The sequence below is a fragment of the Pontibacter flavimaris genome, assembly GCF_001907195.1.
GTDB classification, from domain to species: Bacteria; Bacteroidota; Bacteroidia; order Cytophagales; family Hymenobacteraceae; genus Pontibacter; species Pontibacter flavimaris.
Genome location: NZ_LVWA01000004.1, coordinates 409,713 through 427,755, shown reverse-complemented (window position 1 = coordinate 427,755; position 18,043 = coordinate 409,713). Strand labels below are relative to the sequence as shown.

At 53.3% G+C, this 18,043-nt stretch carries 15 protein-coding genes and 1 pseudogene; 1 reads left to right on the top strand and 15 read right to left on the bottom strand.

What is annotated here, in order from left to right; all coding sequences use genetic code 11:
- Positions 1–19: 19 nt before the first annotated feature.
- From A3841_RS06790 to A3841_RS06735, 12 genes are all read right to left on the bottom strand, one after another.
- The gene (locus tag A3841_RS06790; RefSeq protein WP_073851548.1) at positions 20–2,173 is read right to left on the bottom strand and encodes a DUF4175 family protein; all 2,154 of its coding nucleotides are present in this window, start codon (positions 2,171–2,173) and stop codon (positions 20–22) included.
- Positions 2,174–3,667 carry a BatA domain-containing protein gene (locus A3841_RS06785; protein WP_073851547.1) on the bottom strand — a complete coding sequence of 498 codons (1,494 nt, stop codon included), beginning with the start codon at positions 3,665–3,667 and terminating at the stop codon, positions 2,174–2,176. It lies immediately after the preceding gene.
- 188 nt (positions 3,668–3,855) lie between these two features.
- Entirely contained in the window at positions 3,856–4,749 is an 894-nt protein-coding gene (locus A3841_RS06780; RefSeq protein WP_073851546.1) for a DUF58 domain-containing protein, read from the bottom strand.
- 39 nt (positions 4,750–4,788) lie between these two features.
- On the bottom strand, positions 4,789–5,391 hold the full coding sequence (locus A3841_RS06775) for a helix-turn-helix domain-containing protein (RefSeq protein WP_073851545.1): 603 nt from the start codon (positions 5,389–5,391) through the stop codon (positions 4,789–4,791).
- 110 nt (positions 5,392–5,501) lie between these two features.
- A complete protein-coding gene (locus A3841_RS06770) occupies positions 5,502–6,041 on the bottom strand; it encodes a hypothetical protein (RefSeq protein WP_073851544.1) in 540 nt (179 codons plus the stop codon).
- Positions 6,042–6,120: 79 nt separating this feature from the next.
- Positions 6,121–7,116 (bottom strand): AAA family ATPase, encoded by a 996-nt coding sequence (locus tag A3841_RS06765; RefSeq protein ID WP_073851543.1) that lies wholly within the window; start codon positions 7,114–7,116, stop codon positions 6,121–6,123.
- 96 nt (positions 7,117–7,212) lie between these two features.
- Positions 7,213–7,830, bottom strand: a complete 618-nt coding sequence (locus A3841_RS06760; RefSeq protein ID WP_073851542.1) for a DUF4159 domain-containing protein — start codon at positions 7,828–7,830, stop codon at positions 7,213–7,215.
- Positions 7,831–7,857: 27 nt separating this feature from the next.
- Positions 7,858–8,106 (bottom strand): DUF2442 domain-containing protein, encoded by a 249-nt coding sequence (locus A3841_RS06755; protein ID WP_235861312.1) that lies wholly within the window; start codon positions 8,104–8,106, stop codon positions 7,858–7,860.
- Positions 8,075–8,308: a DUF4160 domain-containing protein gene (locus A3841_RS06750; protein WP_073851540.1), complete on the bottom strand. Its 234-nt coding sequence runs from the start codon at positions 8,306–8,308 to the stop codon at positions 8,075–8,077. The genes A3841_RS06755 and A3841_RS06750 overlap by 32 nt, the downstream gene beginning before the upstream one ends.
- A gap of 77 nt (positions 8,309–8,385) precedes the next feature.
- Positions 8,386–9,702, bottom strand: coding sequence for a TldD/PmbA family protein (locus A3841_RS06745; RefSeq protein WP_073851539.1), 1,317 nt, complete (start codon positions 9,700–9,702; stop codon positions 8,386–8,388).
- Between the two features lie 148 nt (positions 9,703–9,850).
- Positions 9,851–11,497, bottom strand: coding sequence for a TldD/PmbA family protein (locus tag A3841_RS06740; RefSeq protein WP_073851538.1), 1,647 nt, complete (start codon positions 11,495–11,497; stop codon positions 9,851–9,853).
- Between the two features lie 228 nt (positions 11,498–11,725).
- On the bottom strand, positions 11,726–12,226 hold the full coding sequence (locus tag A3841_RS06735; RefSeq protein WP_083610244.1) for a septal ring lytic transglycosylase RlpA family protein: 501 nt from the start codon (positions 12,224–12,226) through the stop codon (positions 11,726–11,728).
- 348 nt (positions 12,227–12,574) lie between these two features.
- On the opposite strand from A3841_RS06735, the gene A3841_RS06730 reads away from it, so the two are divergent.
- A complete protein-coding gene (locus tag A3841_RS06730; RefSeq protein WP_073851537.1) occupies positions 12,575–13,483 on the top strand; it encodes a DUF72 domain-containing protein in 909 nt (302 codons plus the stop codon).
- Positions 13,484–14,385: 902 nt separating this feature from the next.
- On the opposite strand, the gene A3841_RS06725 is transcribed toward A3841_RS06730, so the two are convergent.
- The 3 genes and pseudogenes from A3841_RS06725 to A3841_RS06720 form a co-directional block, all read right to left on the bottom strand.
- On the bottom strand, positions 14,386–15,936 hold the full coding sequence (locus A3841_RS06725) for a M16 family metallopeptidase (protein ID WP_394332889.1): 1,551 nt from the start codon (positions 15,934–15,936) through the stop codon (positions 14,386–14,388).
- Positions 15,937–15,966: 30 nt separating this feature from the next.
- Positions 15,967–16,203 (bottom strand): annotated as a pseudogene (locus A3841_RS20825) (insulinase family protein); the annotation flags it as partial.
- A 398-nt stretch (positions 16,204–16,601) separates the two neighbouring features.
- The gene (locus A3841_RS06720; RefSeq protein ID WP_073851536.1) at positions 16,602–17,939 is read right to left on the bottom strand and encodes a M16 family metallopeptidase; all 1,338 of its coding nucleotides are present in this window, start codon (positions 17,937–17,939) and stop codon (positions 16,602–16,604) included.
- Positions 17,940–18,043: the final 104 nt, after the last annotated feature.

The window sequence follows — 18,043 nt, the reverse complement described above, 5'->3', positions numbered from 1 at the left end:
CTAACTCCCAAACTCCAGCTCACTCCACCCGCTTCCTATACTCCTCCGCCAGCTTGCTTCGTACAGCCTGCCCCGGTTGCGGCGTTTGTTTTGCCGGAGGCAGCAGTTCTGCCCAGGCCCGTTCTGCTGCCGTTAAGCATGAAGCACATAGCTTTTTGCCAGCGCTTACTTCTGCTATCAGCTGCCGCACGTCCTGCAGCGCCTTTAGGTTCTTGCCTGAGTTGCTCAAGGCATGCTCCGCCAGCTCCTGACCGGCTTTTTCCAGCAGCTGCGCATCTGCAGGCCTATACTTACCCGACTGTTTATACTTTGCCAGCCAGGTTAGGGCAGCGCGCGTGTTTGGCAACGCCTGTTGCTTGTCTATACTTTGCTGCCCGCTTAGCGGCGTGATCTTGTGTAGTTCGCCCGTCAGGCGAAGCTCCGGCTCTTTTAGCGGTGGCGCCTCAAAGCCGGTTTTGGCCACGTACGCCCGCTGCGACTGCTGCACATCCTTCAGCATCCGCAAAGCTTTGTACTCGAAGGGCAGAGCTTCTTTGGGCTTATGGGTGCGCAGCCGTAGTTCCGCTTCCCACATCTGCGCCAGCGCGCCTTTCAATTTTGCCTTGATAGCTGGTTCAAACAGCGTGGCAGCCTCTTCCATATCATGTTTGTGCAGGTAAGGGTCCAGCAGGGCCTCGGGGCTGTTCTGGTTCTCGAACTCGGGGTGGTCATGGCCGTCGCCTTCGTAATGTTCTTCGCCTTCGGGGATGCCGCCTCCCGGGCCAATGCCGCTCTCAAACTCCTCGCCCAGGAACTTGCCGTAGCGCAGGCGCAGCAGCTTCTGGTCTACCCCAATGTTGTTGGACCGCTCCTCAAACTCAGCCCGAGGGATACTTTTCTGCTCTTTTAGCAGCTTCTCGGTGTCGATGATGATCTGGCGCTGGCTGCGGAAGTACTCCGGCACCGGATTCACACCACCCGTCATGTCAAAGGAATTATCAACGATGGTCGTGTCCTCGATCTGCACAAAGTAGGTTTCAGAGCGGGTGTAGCCGTGGTGATGGTCCCAGGCCTGCAGGTAAAAGTATAGCTCATCGCCAAAACTCATGCCCAGCTGCTGCAGATCCAGCGTTTGGTTGATGCTGTAGCTGCGGTTGTTGCCGCTCAGGTGCAGTTTAATTTTCTCTTCCCGGAACTTCACGGCTTCGCCACTGCCTTTAGCCACCGTGGCGATCATGTTGGCTTCGCGGATGCCGTAGTCGTCGGTGAGGCTGGCCTGCAGGGTGACGCGCTGCGGCTCTCCCAGCCGGATCTCGGTATACTCCTTTGGCTTGCTGATCTGTATGGCCGGTGCCTCGTCGGGGATGATCTCCAAGGTATAAAAAGCGGATTTTTGCCCGTTCAGGTGGATGGTGTAGAGGCCAGGTTCCGTGAAGCTGCGCGAGAAAGTATAGACTTCCTTTCCTTGTTTAGAACTTTGTGGTGGCTGCTCGTTCACTTCCAGCTGCAGGCGTGCAGGTTTGTTGGTGCGGATGCGCCAGGTAACGGTGGCGCCTTCCTCCACACGCAGGTTCGGGCTTTCGGATTTATAGGCTCCTTTGCCAGTGTAGCGGGGCGGCGTGACGGTGATGTCTATACTTTGGATCTGTGCGGCGGTATCGACAGCGGCCACCGGAGCCTCCGGGAACTCAACCTGTATACTTTCTGCCTTGGGTGTGGTGAGAGCTGCCGCCGGCAAGTATAAGATCCCAATGGAGAGCATCATCGCCAGGCCCAGGAAAGTATAGGTGGCGGAGCTACGCAGGGTGAATGTTTGCTGCTGCTCGGGATGAAGTTCCTGGAGCGTTGCTATGACGCGCTGCTGCTGCAGCCGCTGCAGCAGGTTCTGTGGCTCCTGCAAGAGTAGTTCGGTGCTGTCCTCGAGTTGCGGGTACTGCCGGTTCAGGTGACGCGCCACGTGCTGCAGGTTTATCTTTGAAGTCGATCTCCAGCGAAGTATAAAGTATAGAACAGCGGACAGAAGTATGACAAAGGCCGTTACAGCCAGCAAGGGTGCCCCGAACTGCCAGCGCCAAAGTATGGCCACCGCCACGAGCACAGCCGCCAGCGCCTGCAGGGCATAGAGTCCCAGCTTCGCCTGCACATACTGCCTGCGAATCCGCTGTAAGATAGGAATGCTCTCTGCTGTGGCCATTTATAGGTTGCTGCGCCGGCTGGCGATGATTCTCTCGATTAAAAATAAGACAAAGGCCGCTAAAACAATCCACTTCAGCAATGGAGTTTGCGCCGTTTTAGCGGCACTTGCGACCCTCGCCTCTACCCAATTTTCTGGCAGCAGTTGTTGCTCGTCCAGAGCACGAAAATCATGGATTGTCTGTGCTTGCGGCAAAAGCAGTGGCAAAAGTAGCTCCGGTAGCTGCGCGCTCTGGCCCAAGTCGCTCCAGGCCGGTGAAAAACCGCTCCGGAAAGTATAGACTTTGCCTCGGCCAATGTTCTGGAAGTATAGCAAAGCCTCACCCTTTGCTGCCGTCCATTCCTGGCTTTGCTGCTGTGCCTGTGGTTGGCTAAGCTGGTGTACTTTTATACTTGTGCCGCCTATTCCTGTAAAGCTGGTTTTTATACTTTCAGGTTTTTGCCCCTGCTGTACCCATACTTGTAATCCTTGCTTTACCTGCTGATTTATACTTTCAGGCAGCGGTTCGCTACGCAACCAGAAAAGCCAATCCGTACCTAAGGTGTCAGCTCTAATTTGGATGGGTAAACTAGTGTAGCTACTGATGGCCTGCAACGCTGCTCTTAAGTAGGGCACCTCTGCCTGTTGCGCCTCATCCGAAAGTATGGCAACCTGAAGCGGCTCGGTCTGTACTTTCACTTTGCTGCTGTTGCCGGAGATGGTAACCTGTAGCGAGTCTTGCTGGCGTTGTAGCTGTAGTTGCTGGCTGCCTGCCAGGTTTATACTTTGTGCCGAGGCGGCTGTTTTATACTTGCTATAGCTGGTGCCCTCGCGGGAGCTGTGGCCAAGTAGAAGCAGCAAGCTGTCGGGTGAGGCCTGAACGGCTGCCTGCAGCCAGGTTATACTTTTATCGGTAGACACTGGAATCCAGCGAATGTGTCGGGGCATTGCTTCAGGGCGGATGCCAGCAAAGTACTGCTGTTGGTCTGAAGTAAAAAGCAACACACTGTCCTGCGGCAATTTATACTTTGCTGCCAAGGTCGGCAGCAGGCTCCAGTAGTTATACTTACTCGCTACTGTGCTGTCCTGCGTGCGATTGCTCATCTGCTGCCATACTTCCTGGGGGATCTGCTCGAGCTCAGGAGTATAAGTATGTAACGTATAGCCGCGCTGCAACAGTGAGTCGATGGTGGGTATGATGGGCTCCAGGGCGGAAGTATAAAGCAACTCTTCGCCTACAATTATCGCCTTTGCTCCTTTTTGCTTTTGTGCCTGATGCTGCCAAACCGGTTGCGCCAGCGCCACGGCCAGTAGTATAAGTATGCCGCAGCGCAGCACCAGCAGCCAGAAGCTACTCAGCTTTATACTGCTCCACCGGTTACTCGCCGAGGCCTCCAGCCAGCGCAAGCTACCCACCTTCACCGTCTGCCCCTGCCGCTTGTTCCACAGGTGAATGGCAATCGGGATCAGTATAGCCGACGCTGCAAAAAGCCAGTATGGTGCGAGGAAAGTCAAGGGAGTATGGGAGTTAGAAAGTTAAAAAGTTAGAAGGTTAGAAAGTTGTTTTTGCTGTCATTCTGGAAGAATCTTGGTGGCCAGGTTCGATGGCTTAATCTCCCTTCGAACAAGATCCTTTCAGGATGACAGGGGAGCGTTATCTTGAATTTGGCAATTCACTCAATCACTCATTCGCCCATTCAAAATTACCCATACAGCAGCCGTTTTTGCAGAAACGTCCTCAGCGCCTTATCCAGCGGCTCGTCGGTAACGAAGCGGTCGTAGGCGATGTGGCGGTTGCGCATGTCTTTTTCGATGTCCTGCAGCCACTCTTGTTGCTTGGCTAAGTATAACTCCCGTTGCGAAGCGCTGCTTACCTGTAGCGTTTGCCCCGTTTCCAGGTCCTCGAAGGTGAGGGTGCCGGTGTAGGTAAAGTCCAGCTCGTTGCGGCTCATCAGGTGCGCCAGCAGCAGCTCGTGCCCCTGGGCGCCCAGCTTGTAGAGCAGGTCTTTTATCTCGTGCCCGTGCTCATACAAATCCGACAGGAAAACGGTGAGCTCCTTCTGCCGCCTGTCGGCAAAAAGGTTGGCGGCTACCTCCATGCCCGGAAACTTACCCTGCGGTTTTACCTCTGCCAGCTGGTGCCAGAAACGCTGCAGGTGCATGTTGTCGGAGCGCGGCGTGAGGTTGATGAGCTGGTTTTCGTGCAGCACGTACAGCCCCACCGCATCGCCCTGCGTGGTGGCCAGGTAAGCGAGCGAGGCCACCAGGAACCGTGCGTACTCCATTTTGCTCAGGCCGTTCACGTCTTCATGCGCCATCGAAGCGCTGCCATCAAGTATAAACCGTACCGTAATGTTGGTGTCTACCTCGGCCTCGCGGATGTAATAGCGGTCGGAGCGGGCAAACATCTTCCAGTCGAGCTGGCGCAGGTCGTCGCCGGGCTGGTAGCTGCGGTACTGGCTAAACTCCAGTCCCGCCCCACGTCGCAGACTCTGGTTTTGCCCCGCCAGAAAGCCCTCCACCACCGTTTTAGCCAACAGCGGCAGGTCTTTGATGGTAGCCAGTACCTTCGGGTCGATGAATTTGTGGGTAGTCAAGGGTGGAGATTAAAGGTTTATTTCTTTCTAACAAAGTGTTTACCTCATGAATGGGATAGCTGGAACATAGCTACTTTTCAGCCCTTTTTTACTTCTGATCACATTCATTATAATGAGGCTGATGTTATACAAACAAAGTAATAACACAATGCTTGCCTCTATAGAGAATGTACTTAATAGGCTAATTGCCACATCCAAAGCAGATACGTCCCATATCCAATACTTGCCTCCACTCCATACCAGCAGTAGAGCATAGATTAGAAGGGTAAAGGTTATTTCAAAGTTAATCAGCTTCTTTCCTGTATCATCAACACCTTTAATTTTATCCTTTTTTAGGATCCACATCACTATTGGTATTATTATTCCTAATAAAGGGTGGAAAATAAAGCTCAGACCTGAAAGGTTTAACACAGTTAAATAGCCTTTATCCTCAGTAGGCGCCCATTCTAAAATATCATCAGGGTTCACCTTCAATGCTTGTGTAATTTTCCTGAGTGAATCCCCATGTGGCACTGTTTCTCCTTTCTCAATTCTTTGAACTGTCCGCAAGCTCAACGCAGATTCCTCCGCCAGTTGTTCTTGACTAAAGCCCCTCCTTTTTCGGAGCGCTTTGATCTTTGATGCCAGGTTTTCTTTGTCCATTTTGATTTTATCTAAAGTCCATGAGCAAAGATCATTTATTATTGTTTTAGCCCTTGCGCCAGTACCACGTCATGTTTATGACATTTGTGCCAAAATGCTTTTAATACCACCTACACCAAACTCTGCCGCAACTTCAAGCCCGCCAACTCTGCTTCTATAGCCGCTTCATCCAGTATAACATCCACTCCGCCAATCAACTCTTTGCGCACCTTTAGCATGTACTTCCGGGCGTCGGTGTAGAACACGATGGCGGCGTCATAGTGGATGGTTTCGCCGGACTCCTGGTTCCAGTCCTGGTACACTTCTATCATGAACACCGGCGCCGACAGCACCTTTATCTCCGAGTGCCTCCCCGACTGCAGCAGCTTCTCGCAGCGGAGCGGCATTTTGCTTTCTTCTACTTCGAAAGTGTAGTAAGTGGTAGAGGATTTGTCGGACAGTCTATAGTCGGCGCTGATGTTGATAAAGCTTTGGTCCTGCTTGTTCTTCGTCAGGCCCAACGCAAACTCCGGAGCCCAGTACAGCACCTTGTCAGCGGTGGCGTGTACTTTTATACTTTCGGTAAAAAAGTAGCAGATCCGTTCCCCAACCAGCCGTTTCAGGAGCTGTGTGCCCGCCTCCGTTAGCCTTATATTTTCTATCTCTTCCATCTGTATATGCTTTCGGATCTATCCTCTGCTATAGCATGAATTCTCCCCTTGAGGGGAGAATTTACACTAACATACTATCCTACACCAATACCGCCTTTGGCAGTTTTATGCTTTGCAGCAACTCGTCTACTACTTTATCCGGCGTGATGCGCTCGGCTTCGGCGGCAAAGTTTACCAGCACGCGGTGGCGCAGCACGGGATAGGCCATGATTTTGATATCATCCGCAGTAACCGCAAAACGGCCGTGCAGCAAAGCTCTGGCCTTAGAGGTAAGAATAAGGGCCTGCCCTGCTCTAGGTCCTGCGCCCCAACGGCAGTAGTTTCTCACGAAATCTATACTTGTGCTATCGGGGCGGGTGGCGCGTACGAGGTGGTTTACAAAGCCCAAAAGGTCTTCGTTTATACTTACCTCGCGTACCAACTGCCGCAGCATGAGCACCTCTTCACCATTAAGTATGGATTGTACCTGTGCTTGCCTGGTGCCGGTGGTGCTGGAGAGTATGTTTAGCTCCTCCTGCTCAGTGGGGTACTTTATTTTGATGAACAGCAGGAAGCGGTCGAGTTGCGCCTCCGGCAGCGGGTACGTGCCGGCCTGCTCGATCGGGTTTTGCGTGGCCAGCAGGAAGAAGGGCTTAGGCAACGTATAGGTTTTGCCGGCATACGTTACCTCGTGCTCCTGCATAGCCTCCAGCAGGGCAGCCTGTGTTTTGGGTGGCGTTCGGTTTATCTCGTCGGCCAGCACGATGTTGGAGAAGATCGGGCCTTCGTTGAACTTGAAAAAGCGCTTGCCGGTGGCGTGGTCTTCTTCCAGCACCTCGGTGCCCAGAATATCGGTTGGCATCAGGTCCGGCGTGAATTGAATCCTGCGGAAGCCCAGATCCATAGCGTTGCTGAGGGTGCGTACGAGCAGCGTTTTGGCCAGACCCGGCACGCCTTCCAGCAAGCCGTGTCCGCCGGCCATCATCGTGATGAGCACCTCGTCGAGCACTTCCTCCTGACCCACGATCACTTTCTGTATTTCCTGCTTGAGCCGGGGCAGCTTTGCCAGCAGGTGTTTTATGTCTTGCTCTGTCATTCCTAATGAATAATGATGAATGAATAATGAGTAATTGGTATGGAGTAATGAATAAGACATGATTGCCGGTTATTAATCATTATTCATTAAAAATTACTAACTAGTTAAAGCGTACATGATGATGTTGACGCCAAACTTGGTATTATCCTCGGCCAGCCAGCGCTTGTTCCGGAAGTCGTAGTCCCACTCGCAGCCGTAATCTTTGTTGCTGTAAAGTATGGCTATGCGTCCATTCACTTCAATGGCTTTCAGGTAGTCGTGCACCAGGTCATCGCCCCAGCCGTTCAGCTCAAAGCTGGTCGTGGGCGGGCCTTCCTCGAAGGTGAAGAAGCTGCGGTAAAGCTTGTGGTTGTTCGGGATTTTTTTGAGCGCGCCATTTCCAAATATCTGCCGCATCTGCTCCTCAAACGACTTGGCAAAGAGCCCATCGATGTCGTGGTTGCAGTCGTCTACAAACACAAAGCCGCCGTTCTTCACATAAGTCTCGAAGTTCTGCCGCTCTTTCTGGTTAAACTGCACCAGCTTGTGCCCACTCAGGTAGCTGAAGGGGTAATTGAATAGCTCCGCACTCTCCAACGAAATTACCTTCTCCTGCTCGTTTACCGGCACCGTGGTGTACTGGATAAGCGAGTGTAGCAGGTTGCTCGGCATACGCGGGTCGGTATCCCAGTTGCCGGAGCGGTATTGCAGGCGTACGAAGGTAAAAGGAGGCACTTAGGAGAGTTATGAGTTTAGAGTTGTCTACAGAAGGCCCGCAATTGAAAGATCTTCGTCCAGTTTTTCCCAATGAACGCCAATGCCACCACCAATCAATCTCCAATCCATGCGTTCTGACTCAGATGCATCGCGAAGTACGGGGAACCATTCCAGGGGTACGCCTACTTCCCGGCCATCTGTTAAGAGCACATACATTTTGGCATCTGTAAACCATACTTTTTGTGCCTGCGGTGTAGACTTACTAGCTAAAATACTCATGCCATTTTTGCTCAAAGAGTGCTTTGTTTTCTATTACTAATTTACGGAGTTCATTCAGTTCCTTTGCATTGAATGCGTAAGAACTTGCTAACTCAACTGGCTCTAACCAGTATTTTGCATAAGCTTCTGCCTTCTCGACATGTATATGTGGTGGCTCATTTCCTTCATTACTAAAAAAGAAGAACCTGAAACCCAGTATGCGAAGTATAGTAGGCATTATTTATCATCAAGTATGAAAATGAATGCCGCATACAGCTGGCTGCAGGCGGCATTCAAAGTATAAATCTTCAGCAATTATACCGCATCTGAAAGGCTTGTGAACGTAAAGTCACGCACCTTCATAGGCGGGATCAGGCTGCCGTTGATGCGTTGCGGCTTGCCCAGGGCCTCCAGGTTGTTAAGCATGATAATCGGACTCTCGTTGAAGCGGAAGTTCTTTACCGGATACATGATCTTACCATTTTCGATGTAGAAGGTACCGTCGCGGGTAAGGCCGGTGTAGAGCAGCGTTTGCGGGTCTACAGAGCGGATGTACCACAGGCGCGTGACCAGGATACCACGCTTGGTGTTCTTGATCATGTCTTCGATAGACTGGTTACCGCCTTCCATGATCATGCCGCCGCCGCTTGGCAACGACTTAGCGCCGGTCTTCTGTGCCCAGAAAAGTGAGTTAGACAGGTTTTTGACCACGCCTTTCTCGATCCAGGTTGTTTTCTCACGCGGACGACCATCGCCTGCAAAAGGCGACGAAGGAATTTCCGGGTGCGCCGGATCAGAGTATACCGTGATGCGCTCATCTACCAGCTTCTCACCCAGCTTTGTTTTACCGCCGGGCTTGCTCAGGAAACTGCGGCCTTCTTCGGCATTACGCTGGTCAAGCCCCCGAAACATCCCTTGCAGCAGGTCTATAGAAGCGGCTGGCTCCAGAATAACCGTATACTTGCCTGGCTCCAGTGCCCGGGCGTTGCGCGAGTTGGCGGCCTTTTCGGCGGCTATCTGCGAGGCCTTGGCCGTGTCCAGCTTGCTTACGTCCGAGAAATCCTGGGTTACGTAGCCTGAGCCGGTGCCGTCGTCGGTACGCATGGTCACCGAGAAATCCAGGTAGGTAGAGGGATGGTAGGCAAACAGGCCCTTGTTGTTCATTTTAGCCGTGAAGCTATCGTAGTGCTCCAGGAAGCCGGCTGCCGTCAGGCCTTTGTCGGTGGCGGCCTTTATACTTTTAGCGGCGGCGTCGGCGCGGTAGGCCGGGTCTATTTTGGCGGTGGAGCTGAAATGGGCTTTGGTGGTGATGTACTGCTGCGGGCCGAGCAAGGCTACATACTCCGGGCTCTCCGGCGCCAGCCGCGCAATCTCCTCCGAGCGGCGGATCACCTTCTCCAGCGAGGCATCATCAAACTCGTTGATAGTGGCCACGCCGGAGCGCTTGCCAAACCGGGATTCTACGGATAGGGAAGTGTTCTCTTCCGCCCCGCTGGTAGACACCTCGTTGCGGGCATAGCGGATGTTGCCGCCTGCATTGCCGCCAAGTGTCACCTCACACTCATCGGCCTTGGAAAAACCCAGCGCCTTTTTAAGTATCGCCTGAGCTTCCTCTTTACTTAATATTGCCATTTTTAGATTGTTAAGAGTTGAGAGTTATGAGTTAAGGGAGTTAGAAAGTTAAAAGGTTAGAAAGTTAGAGAGTGAGGAGCTGTGAGCGCAACCAATCTCTGACATATCCACTTTTAACTATTAACTTTTAACTCTAAACTAAAAATCGCTAGATTTTTCTTGCCGTGTTGATCACGTTCACGCCGTTAAAGCGGGTGTGGGCCGAGCCATGCGATACCGCACTTACCTGGCTGGGCTGGCCTTTTCCGTCGAAGAACGAGCCGAACAGGCGGTAGTCGCTCTCGTCGCAGGAGCCGGCGCAGGAATTCCAGAATTCCTGCGTGTTGCTCTGGTAGGCTACGTCCTCCAGCGGGCCTACTATTTTGCCTTTGCTGATCTCGTAGAACACCGTGCCGCCGAACTGGAAGTTGTAGCGCTGCTGGTCGATAGAGTAGGAGCCGCGACCGGCGATGTAGATACCTTTATCCACACCACTTATCAACTGATCCACATTCTTTTTCTCCTTGCCCGGCGCCAGCGATACGTTTGGCATGCGCTGGAACTGCACCGAGCTCCAGTTGTCGGCGTAGCAGCAACCGTGCGATTCTTTTTCGTCGATGATGTGCGCCTGGTCGCGGATGGCCTGGTAGTTCACCAGCGTACCGTCTTTGATCAGGTCCCACTGCTTGGTTTTCACGCCTTCGTCGTCCCAGCCTACCAGGCCAAGCGAGCCTTTCTGCGTTTTGTCGGCAAAGATGTTCACCTTGTCAGAGCCATACTTGAAGTTCTTCGACTTCCACTTATCCAGCGTGGCAAAAGAAGTACCGGCATAGTTGGCTTCGTAGCCCAGCACGCGGTCCAGCTCCAGCGGGTGCCCTACCGATTCGTGGATGGTCAGGCCCAGGTGGTTGGGGTCAAGTATAAGGTCATACTTGCCAGCGGCTACTGACTTGGCGGTGAGCTTCTCTTTGGCCTGTTTGGCGGCCAGGGTAGCATCTTCCAGCATATCGTAGGCGTAGCGGTAGCCCATCAGGCCTGTGCCCTCCGGTCCTTTTATCTTTTCACCTGCTTTCGGGACCATGTACTCCCAGCCCATCCCCATCGGGGCGCTAAGGGCCTCGCGGGTTTTAAACTTGCCGGAAGCTTTATCCACCACCGTAACGGTAAAGTTCGGCCAGATGCGGTGGATGTCCTGGTCGATGTAGGAGCCATCGGTGGAGGCGAAGTACTTCTGCTCGTTTACCTGGAACAGGGCCGAGTTCACGAAGTTGGCACCGTTCTCCAGCGCCTTGGCGTTGGCAGCCAGCAACAGATCTGCTTTCTCGCCTACTGGTACTTCAAAAGCGTTCTTCTCGATAGGGGTTTTCCAGCTTACCTCGCCAAATCCCTTTACAGGCGCCAGCTTTACCGGCTCTTTCTGCAGTTTGGCGTTGGCTTTGGCAATGGCTACGGCTTGCTCAGCGGCCTTGGCAATGCCTTTATCCGATACATCGGAGGTGGCGGCAAAGCCCCAGGTGCCGTTGGCCAGCACGCGCACGCCCACGCCGTACGATTCGGCATTCACGATGTTCTGCACCTGCTTCTCGCGGGTAAACAGGTACTGCTGCAAATAGCGGCCAATGCGCACGTCGGCATAGGAGGCGCCCTTCGATTTGGCCGTGTTCAGCGCTACGTCGGCCAGGCGCTTCTTCAGCGCTGTATCCACGGTCTCCAGCAAACGCTCCGGCGATACCGCATCGCCGAAGACCGGGATGGACGGCAACATCAGGCCTCCCAGCCCCAGGGCCGATAGTTCAAGGAAATTTCGTCGTTTCAAAGTGAATAAGGTTAGGTAAGTATAAAGGTTCTGTTTCGGTATCTAAGTATAGCGATTCTGTTTTACTTCTCAAAGTATAAGTATGGCGTATCGGCTCAACGACAGGATTTTCCGGATGAAGCAGGCATACTTTTAGACAAAACCGGGCTAAATAACAAAAGCGCAGCACCCTTGCAGGCACTGCGCTTAACGCGGTAATTTGATCCAGTAAATTAAAAAACTCTTGCCTTACCTTGCGCTAAGCCATCTGCCGGTATCCATACCAGCGCCGAGCTTGTTCTCAGCATAAGACGGCACCTCGAAAGAGAAGCCAACGGCCGTGGCAATGTCTGCCTTGGATTCCAGCACCTCCACCTTCACATTACCAATTCCCTGGCTGTGGAAGTCGAGTTCCTGAGCGGCTGCCTCCGACACATCAATGATGCGGTCGCCTACGAAGGGGCCCCGGTCGTTGATGCGCAGGATGACCCACTCGTTGTTGTCGAGGTTGGTTACCTTAACCACCGTGCCGAAAGGGAGGGTTTTGTGGGCAGCGGTCATGTCGTTTTTGTTGTAACGCTCGCCACTGCTGGTTTTTCTGCCGTGGTAACGGCTGCCGTACCACGATGCCTCGCCCTGCTGTACTTTCGCCAGGCCGGCATTGTTGTTTAGTGCAAAAGTTGGTTGGCTAAAGCCGATAAATAGAAAAATAGCTACTAAAAAAATAAAGCACTTTCTATTATGATCCATATCACTTAATAGTTGGTGAAGCCGCAAAATTACGGAATTTGTTTTTAAACGAGCCCTTTTACGCCGTTATTGCCCGGAGAGCGTAGGGGGATATGGGCAGGAGGGGCAAATTTGGCCTGGGTCAGGTAATGCAGAAATCGCCTTTTATAGCACGTATGGCTATATTTTCATGTGTTACAGGTATAGAAAATAGCCTATAAAAAATAATTAAAACTTTTCTTCCAGTCAAGCCGGTTTGCCCCTAATTTCAACCTGATTTTACGGAGTTTTGATAACGATGACGCCGCAGACTGTGCTACTTTTGCCATTGCCGACGGGATGCACGTATAGCAATTAAAAGCATAAAGTATGGACTTTGGAAAGCTGGCCGACATCAGCCGCGCAGACTTCACGCTGCCTCCCAACCACCCCGACACGCTGCCGCTGCTGCAGCGTTCCGGCTCTTACCTGAAGCCGCAGGTATACGTGGGGCTGCCCGTGTGGGTGAACAAAGCGTGGGTGGGCAAGTACTACCCGGCCGGGATGCCTGAAAAGGAATCTTTGCAGTGGTACAGCCGGCAGTTCAACACCATCGAGCTCAACAGCACGCACTACCACATCCCCAGCCCCGACACCATCGATCGCTGGCGTAACATGGTGCCGCGCGGGTTCAAGTTCTGCCCCAAATTCCCGCAGCTCATCAGCCACGAGGCGGCCCTGCGCAGTACGCAGGACGTAACCGCGGCTTTTTGTGCGGCCATTGCCGGGCTCGAAGACAAACTGGGCGATGCTTTTCTGCAGTTGCCGCCCTACTTTGCGCCCAACCAATTGCCCAACCTGGAGGCTTTCCTGGCTTTCATCCCCGAAAGTATACCCATCACCGTAGAGCTGCGCCACGAGGGTTGGTTTGTGGATAACATAGCCAGCCTGGAGCTTTTCGAGGTGTTGGAGAAGTATAAAGCAGGCACCGTGCTGACCGATGTGGCCGGCCGCCGCGACGTGCTGCACATGCGCCTGACTACTCCCTCGGCCATGATGCGCTTTGTAGGCAACAGCCTGCATCCGACAGATTACACCCGCATCGATGCCTGGGTGGAGCGCCTGAAAGAATGGTTCGACAATGGTTTGCAGAAGCTATACTTTTTCGTGCACGAGCCGGATAACACGCTGGCCCCGGAGCTGGCCACTTACCTCATCGAGAGGCTAAACAAAGTATGCGGCTTTGACCTGAAGCCTCCGAAGAAGATTGTACAGCCGGTACAGGGGGAGTTGTTTTAGATAACCCCACCCCAGCCCTCCCCTAAAAACAGGGGAGGGAGTTCTGCAGTATCGAGTCTAATCACCCCTGATTCTCTCCCGAAATAAGTTCGGGATCCAAGACTTGGCTAAGCAGGAGAGCCTGTAGTTGCTATTTTTTGTCATCCTGAAAGGATCTTGTGGGCAGGGAGCTAAAGCCGGGGCTATTGGTAAAGTGTAGTTTTCATAGTTGCCGGATCCAACCACCCCTGCCCCTCCTTATCTAAGGAGGGGAGCCTGCTGTTACTGCTTTGGCTGAAGTATAACTTTCATAGCCACTAGTATCGCGCGAACAGGTCGCGACCTGTCCCTACAAGTATAAACCCACCCCTAGCCCCTCCAAGGAGGGGAATTTTCAGCAGATGATTACATCCCCCTACCTCCTTCAAAGGGGGACTTGGCAGAAGTTACATGAACAGCAGCTATCGAATTGTTTCCAGCCTTTGGGTTGAGCGCCTATGCGAGTTTTTCCGGTGCCGAACGCTAGTGAGGCAGCCCGAGGTACGAGGGCAGGAAAAGCTCCCAGCGCGATGCCCGAAGGCGAGGCCTCCCGGCCCGAGGGAGCCAAAGTATGAAATGAAACAGTAGCTTATGTAAGTCTGGAGGATGAACAGCAGCTAACAAGTATAGCTTGATTCAAACAGAAGGAAGCAGGGGCTATGCAAGTATAGCCGGGAGAAGTATAAAATGTGGCTTTTCAAGCCAGTCGAGTCAGAGACCCGACACCATCGTAGGACACAAGTCTGGAGACTTGCGCCAGGGAGATGGCTAAGAAAGTATAAAACCATTTTTAACGGGCTTCCCCAGCCAAACAGGGAGAAAACAAAAAAAGCGGCTACCCTAACAAGAGCAGCCGCTTTATACTTTACCACCAAGTATAAAACCTACAGCTTAAATGTATCGTCGCTTAGGTTCTTGTTTACCTCGATGGTCTTCACTTCCGCCTTGATCGACTGCGGGCCTACTACGGTTTCCACTACATGCGGGAACTTCACGCCGTTAACCTCTTTGTAGTTGCTGTAGGTTTTGGTCTGGGTAATGGCGCCTTGCGGCGTTTCCAGGCTGTTTACCTCTTTCAGGCGCAGGCCGGTGTCCTTGGCAAAGTAGTGGGTCGCTTTCTGGCCGTTTGGCTGCTTCACTTCCACAGCATAAGCCTGGGTGCCATCCACATCCTCCACGCCCGTTAACTTGGTTTCGATGCCCAGCTTCTCGTACAGCAGTGCCGGGAACAGGTTGGCCTCCAGTTTCTGCGTTGCCAGCTGCTCTTTCGGTATCTCCTGATTCACACCTTGCATCGGGGCTTCTAGTTTACCTTTGTCGCCGTTGATGATTACGCGCTGCATGGGGCTGTTGTTCATCAGCACCTGCACCAGGAATTTATCGTTGCCTTTCTGCTGCTGCGTAAACACCAACTTCATGCCTTGGATGGTGGCGCTGCTCGTCACGCTGATGTCCTTTAGTTTCTCGATGTTGGCCTTGCCACCGATTGCCTGGATATAGTCGTTAATTACTTTCTCAGCAGTTAAGCCAGCCGGAACGCCCATAGCCGCACGGTCCACTTTCTCGCCCATCGTGTTGTAGTAGGTGATCTGGCTGTCGTCCTTGTCGAACTTCTTCAGCTTGTCGGATATTTCAGAGGCATTGCCTACGGCCAGCACGTACATTTTACCCGGGTTAATGTACTTCTGCGCCACGCGCTGCACATCCTCTGCCGTTACGGCCTCCACCTTTTTCAGGTAATTCGGGTAGTAATCGGCTGGCAGGCCGTAGCGGGCCGTGTTGATAGCGTAAACCGCTACCGTAGCCGGGTTCTCCAAGCCGCGGCCGAAGCTGCCCATCATGTACGCCTTCGCGTCCTGCAGCTCCTCCTCGCTCACGCGCTCGGTGCGGATCTTGTTTAGCTCAGTCATAAACTCTACCACGGCGCTGTCGGTAACGGCGTTGCGCACATTGGCGTTGGCGTTAAAGCGGCCAAGTATCTCATCCGAGTTGATGGAAGAGTAGGCGCCATAGGTATAGCCGTGCGTTTCGCGCAGGTTCTGGAACAGGCGGGCATCCATGCCTCCGCCCAGGATGTTGTTCATCAGGGAGGCCGCCACGGCATCTTCTGCTCCTGGCTTCATATCCACCGGGTTGGTAAGTATAAGCGAGCTTTGCACCGAGCTTGGGCGGTCCACGATCACCACCTGCGTTTGCTCCGGCTGCTGCGGCAGCTCATACTTTACTTCCTGCACATCACCCTTTTTCCACTTGCCAAACGATTTTTTCAGGAGCTTTTTCATCTCCTTTTCCGTCACGTCGCCTACCACGGCCAGATAACCGATATTGGGTTTATAGTACGTGTTGTAGTAGTTCTGAATGTCCTCCAGCGTAAAGTTATCCACCGTCTCCTCGGTCATCAGCTCCCCATACGGGTGGTCTTTGCCATACAGCACCAGGTTGCGGGTGCGGCCGGCGATGGCGTCGGGGTTATCCTTGGCCTGCGCCAGGTTGGCCTTCATCTGCTTTTTGATCTTGTCCAGCTCCTCCTGCGTGAACTTGGGGTTCAGCAGGGCGTCGGTGGTCAGATCGAGCAGGGTAGGCAGGTGCTTTTTTAACGAGGAGGCGCTGAAGCCGGTAGCAGAGAAGCTCAGGTCGGCCCCGATAAAGTCTACCTGCTCGTCGAACTGGTCTTTGGTGCGGTTGGCGGTGCCGGTGCGCATCATCTGGCCGGCCGCCTGTACGTAGCCTGCCTTGTCGCCTTCCAGCACCGGGTCGCGATCCAGCACCAGCGACAGGGACACCACCGGCAGTTTGTGGTTTTCCACCACGTATACTTTCAGGCCGTTTTTCAGGGTGAAGTGCTTATACTCGCCCAGCTCAATTTTAGGCGCCGGGCCCGGAGCCGGAGGCGTGGTTTGCTGCGCCTGCGCCGGCATTACGCTTACCAAGGCCAGCGCCAGCAGGGCGGTACTATATAGTTTCTTTATCATGATTTCTCGTTGATTATACTTTGACAATGGACGGTTTGACAATGGACAAAAGACTGTTTGAAAGTATAATCCCTCTTTTGTCTTTTGTCATAGAGTCTTTTGTCCGAATCATCTTTTGTCCAAAATTCCTACTTTTTTGCTTCCGCTGATTTTGGCAGGTAATGTAGCACGACGCGGTTGGTCTTGGTGAGGTACTCCCTGGCCACGCGCTGGATGTCGTCTTTTGTCACGTTCAGGTAGCGGTCCAGCTCCGTATTGATCAGGTTGGCGTCGCCGAAGTATACATGGTAGTTGGCCAGGCTCTCGGCACGACCCGCCACGGTGCTGTTCTGCTGCACAAAGCTGCTTTCCACCTGGTTGCGGAGCTTCTGGAATTCCTGGTCTGAGAGCGGCTCCGTTTTCACGCGCTCCACCTCGGCGTCCATGGCTTGCTCCAGGTCGGCCACCTCCACGCCCATGTTGGCAATGGCAAAAGTCAGGAACAGGCCCGGGTCTTCGGTCGGGAAGGGGATAGAGGCGGCAGCCACGGCTTTCTGCTGTTTGTCTACCAGCGCTTTGGGCAGGCGGGCACTCTCACCGCCGCTCAGCAACGTGGTCAGCATCGACAGGGCATAGTAATCCTCAGTGCCCTGCGCCGGGATATGGTAAGCCTGGATAACGGCGGGCAACTGGATGTTGTCATATACCGTTTTGCGGCGTTCTTCTGTCTGCTTTGGCTCTGTAATGTTAGGGCGAGGGATCTCTTTCGTACCTTTCGGGATGCTAGAGAAGTACTTCTCGATCATCTTTTTGGTGTCTTCTATGTTGATGTCGCCGGCCACGGAAAGGGTAGCGTTATTGGGCACATAGAAGGTCTTGTAGAAGTCGCGGAACTCCTCGATGGTGGCGGCATTCAGATCCTCAAAAGAGCCGATCGGCATGAAGCGGTACGGGTGCTTGGTATAGGCCAGCGAGAACACATTCTCGCCCATCGAGCCATAAGGCTGGTTGTCGATGCGCTCACGCTTCTCTTCCTGCACCACCTTACGCTGCGTCTCTACGCCAATTTCGTCTACTTTGGCGGCCCTCATGCGTTCGGCTTCCATCCATAGCCCCAGTTCCACCTGGTTGGACGGCAGCAGCTCGTAGTAATACGTGCGGTCGAAAGAGGTATTGGCGTTCAGCGCGCCGCCGGCTTTCTGCACCAGCGAGCTATACTCGCCGCGGCCAATGTTCTCGGTGCCTTCAAACATCAGGTGCTCAAAGAAATGCGCAAAGCCCGAGCGGCCTTTCACTTCGTTTTTGGAGCCGACATGGTAGAGCACCGACACCGCCACGTTAGGCGTGGACTTGTCCTGGTGCAGGATCACATGCAGGCCGTTCGGGAGCGTGTACTCCGTAAACTCAATCTTGTTGCCTTTGCTTTGCGCCATCGCCGACAGGCTGGTAACGCACCACAACAGGCAGAGGATAAACTTGCTTTTCATGGGTTTTTGTTTGTTTTGAACAAGGGTAGATGGGGCTGATCGCCTCATATTGCAGCTGTGCTACAAGGCCTGAATTTAGTGCGAAAGCCGGGAACATGCGAATC

Excerpts from the sequence above, each read along its gene's own strand:
- A3841_RS06745 (WP_073851539.1), bottom strand. The coding sequence starts at position 9,702 with ATGGCAATATTAAGTAAAGAGGAAGCTCAGGCGATACTTAAAAAGGCG.
- A3841_RS06750 (WP_073851540.1), bottom strand. The coding sequence starts at position 8,308 with ATGCCTACTATACTTCGCATACTGGGTTTCAGGTTCTTCTTTTTTAGT.
- A3841_RS06770 (WP_073851544.1), bottom strand. The coding sequence starts at position 6,041 with ATGGAAGAGATAGAAAATATAAGGCTAACGGAGGCGGGCACACAGCTC.
- A3841_RS06790 (WP_073851548.1), bottom strand. The coding sequence starts at position 2,173 with ATGGCCACAGCAGAGAGCATTCCTATCTTACAGCGGATTCGCAGGCAG.
- A3841_RS06735 (WP_083610244.1), bottom strand. The coding sequence starts at position 12,226 with ATGGATCATAATAGAAAGTGCTTTATTTTTTTAGTAGCTATTTTTCTA.
- A3841_RS06775 (WP_073851545.1), bottom strand. The coding sequence starts at position 5,391 with ATGGACAAAGAAAACCTGGCATCAAAGATCAAAGCGCTCCGAAAAAGG.
- A3841_RS06730 (WP_073851537.1), top strand. The coding sequence starts at position 12,575 with ATGGACTTTGGAAAGCTGGCCGACATCAGCCGCGCAGACTTCACGCTG.
- A3841_RS06765 (WP_073851543.1), bottom strand. The coding sequence starts at position 7,116 with ATGACAGAGCAAGACATAAAACACCTGCTGGCAAAGCTGCCCCGGCTC.
- A3841_RS06720 (WP_073851536.1), bottom strand. The coding sequence starts at position 17,939 with ATGAAAAGCAAGTTTATCCTCTGCCTGTTGTGGTGCGTTACCAGCCTG.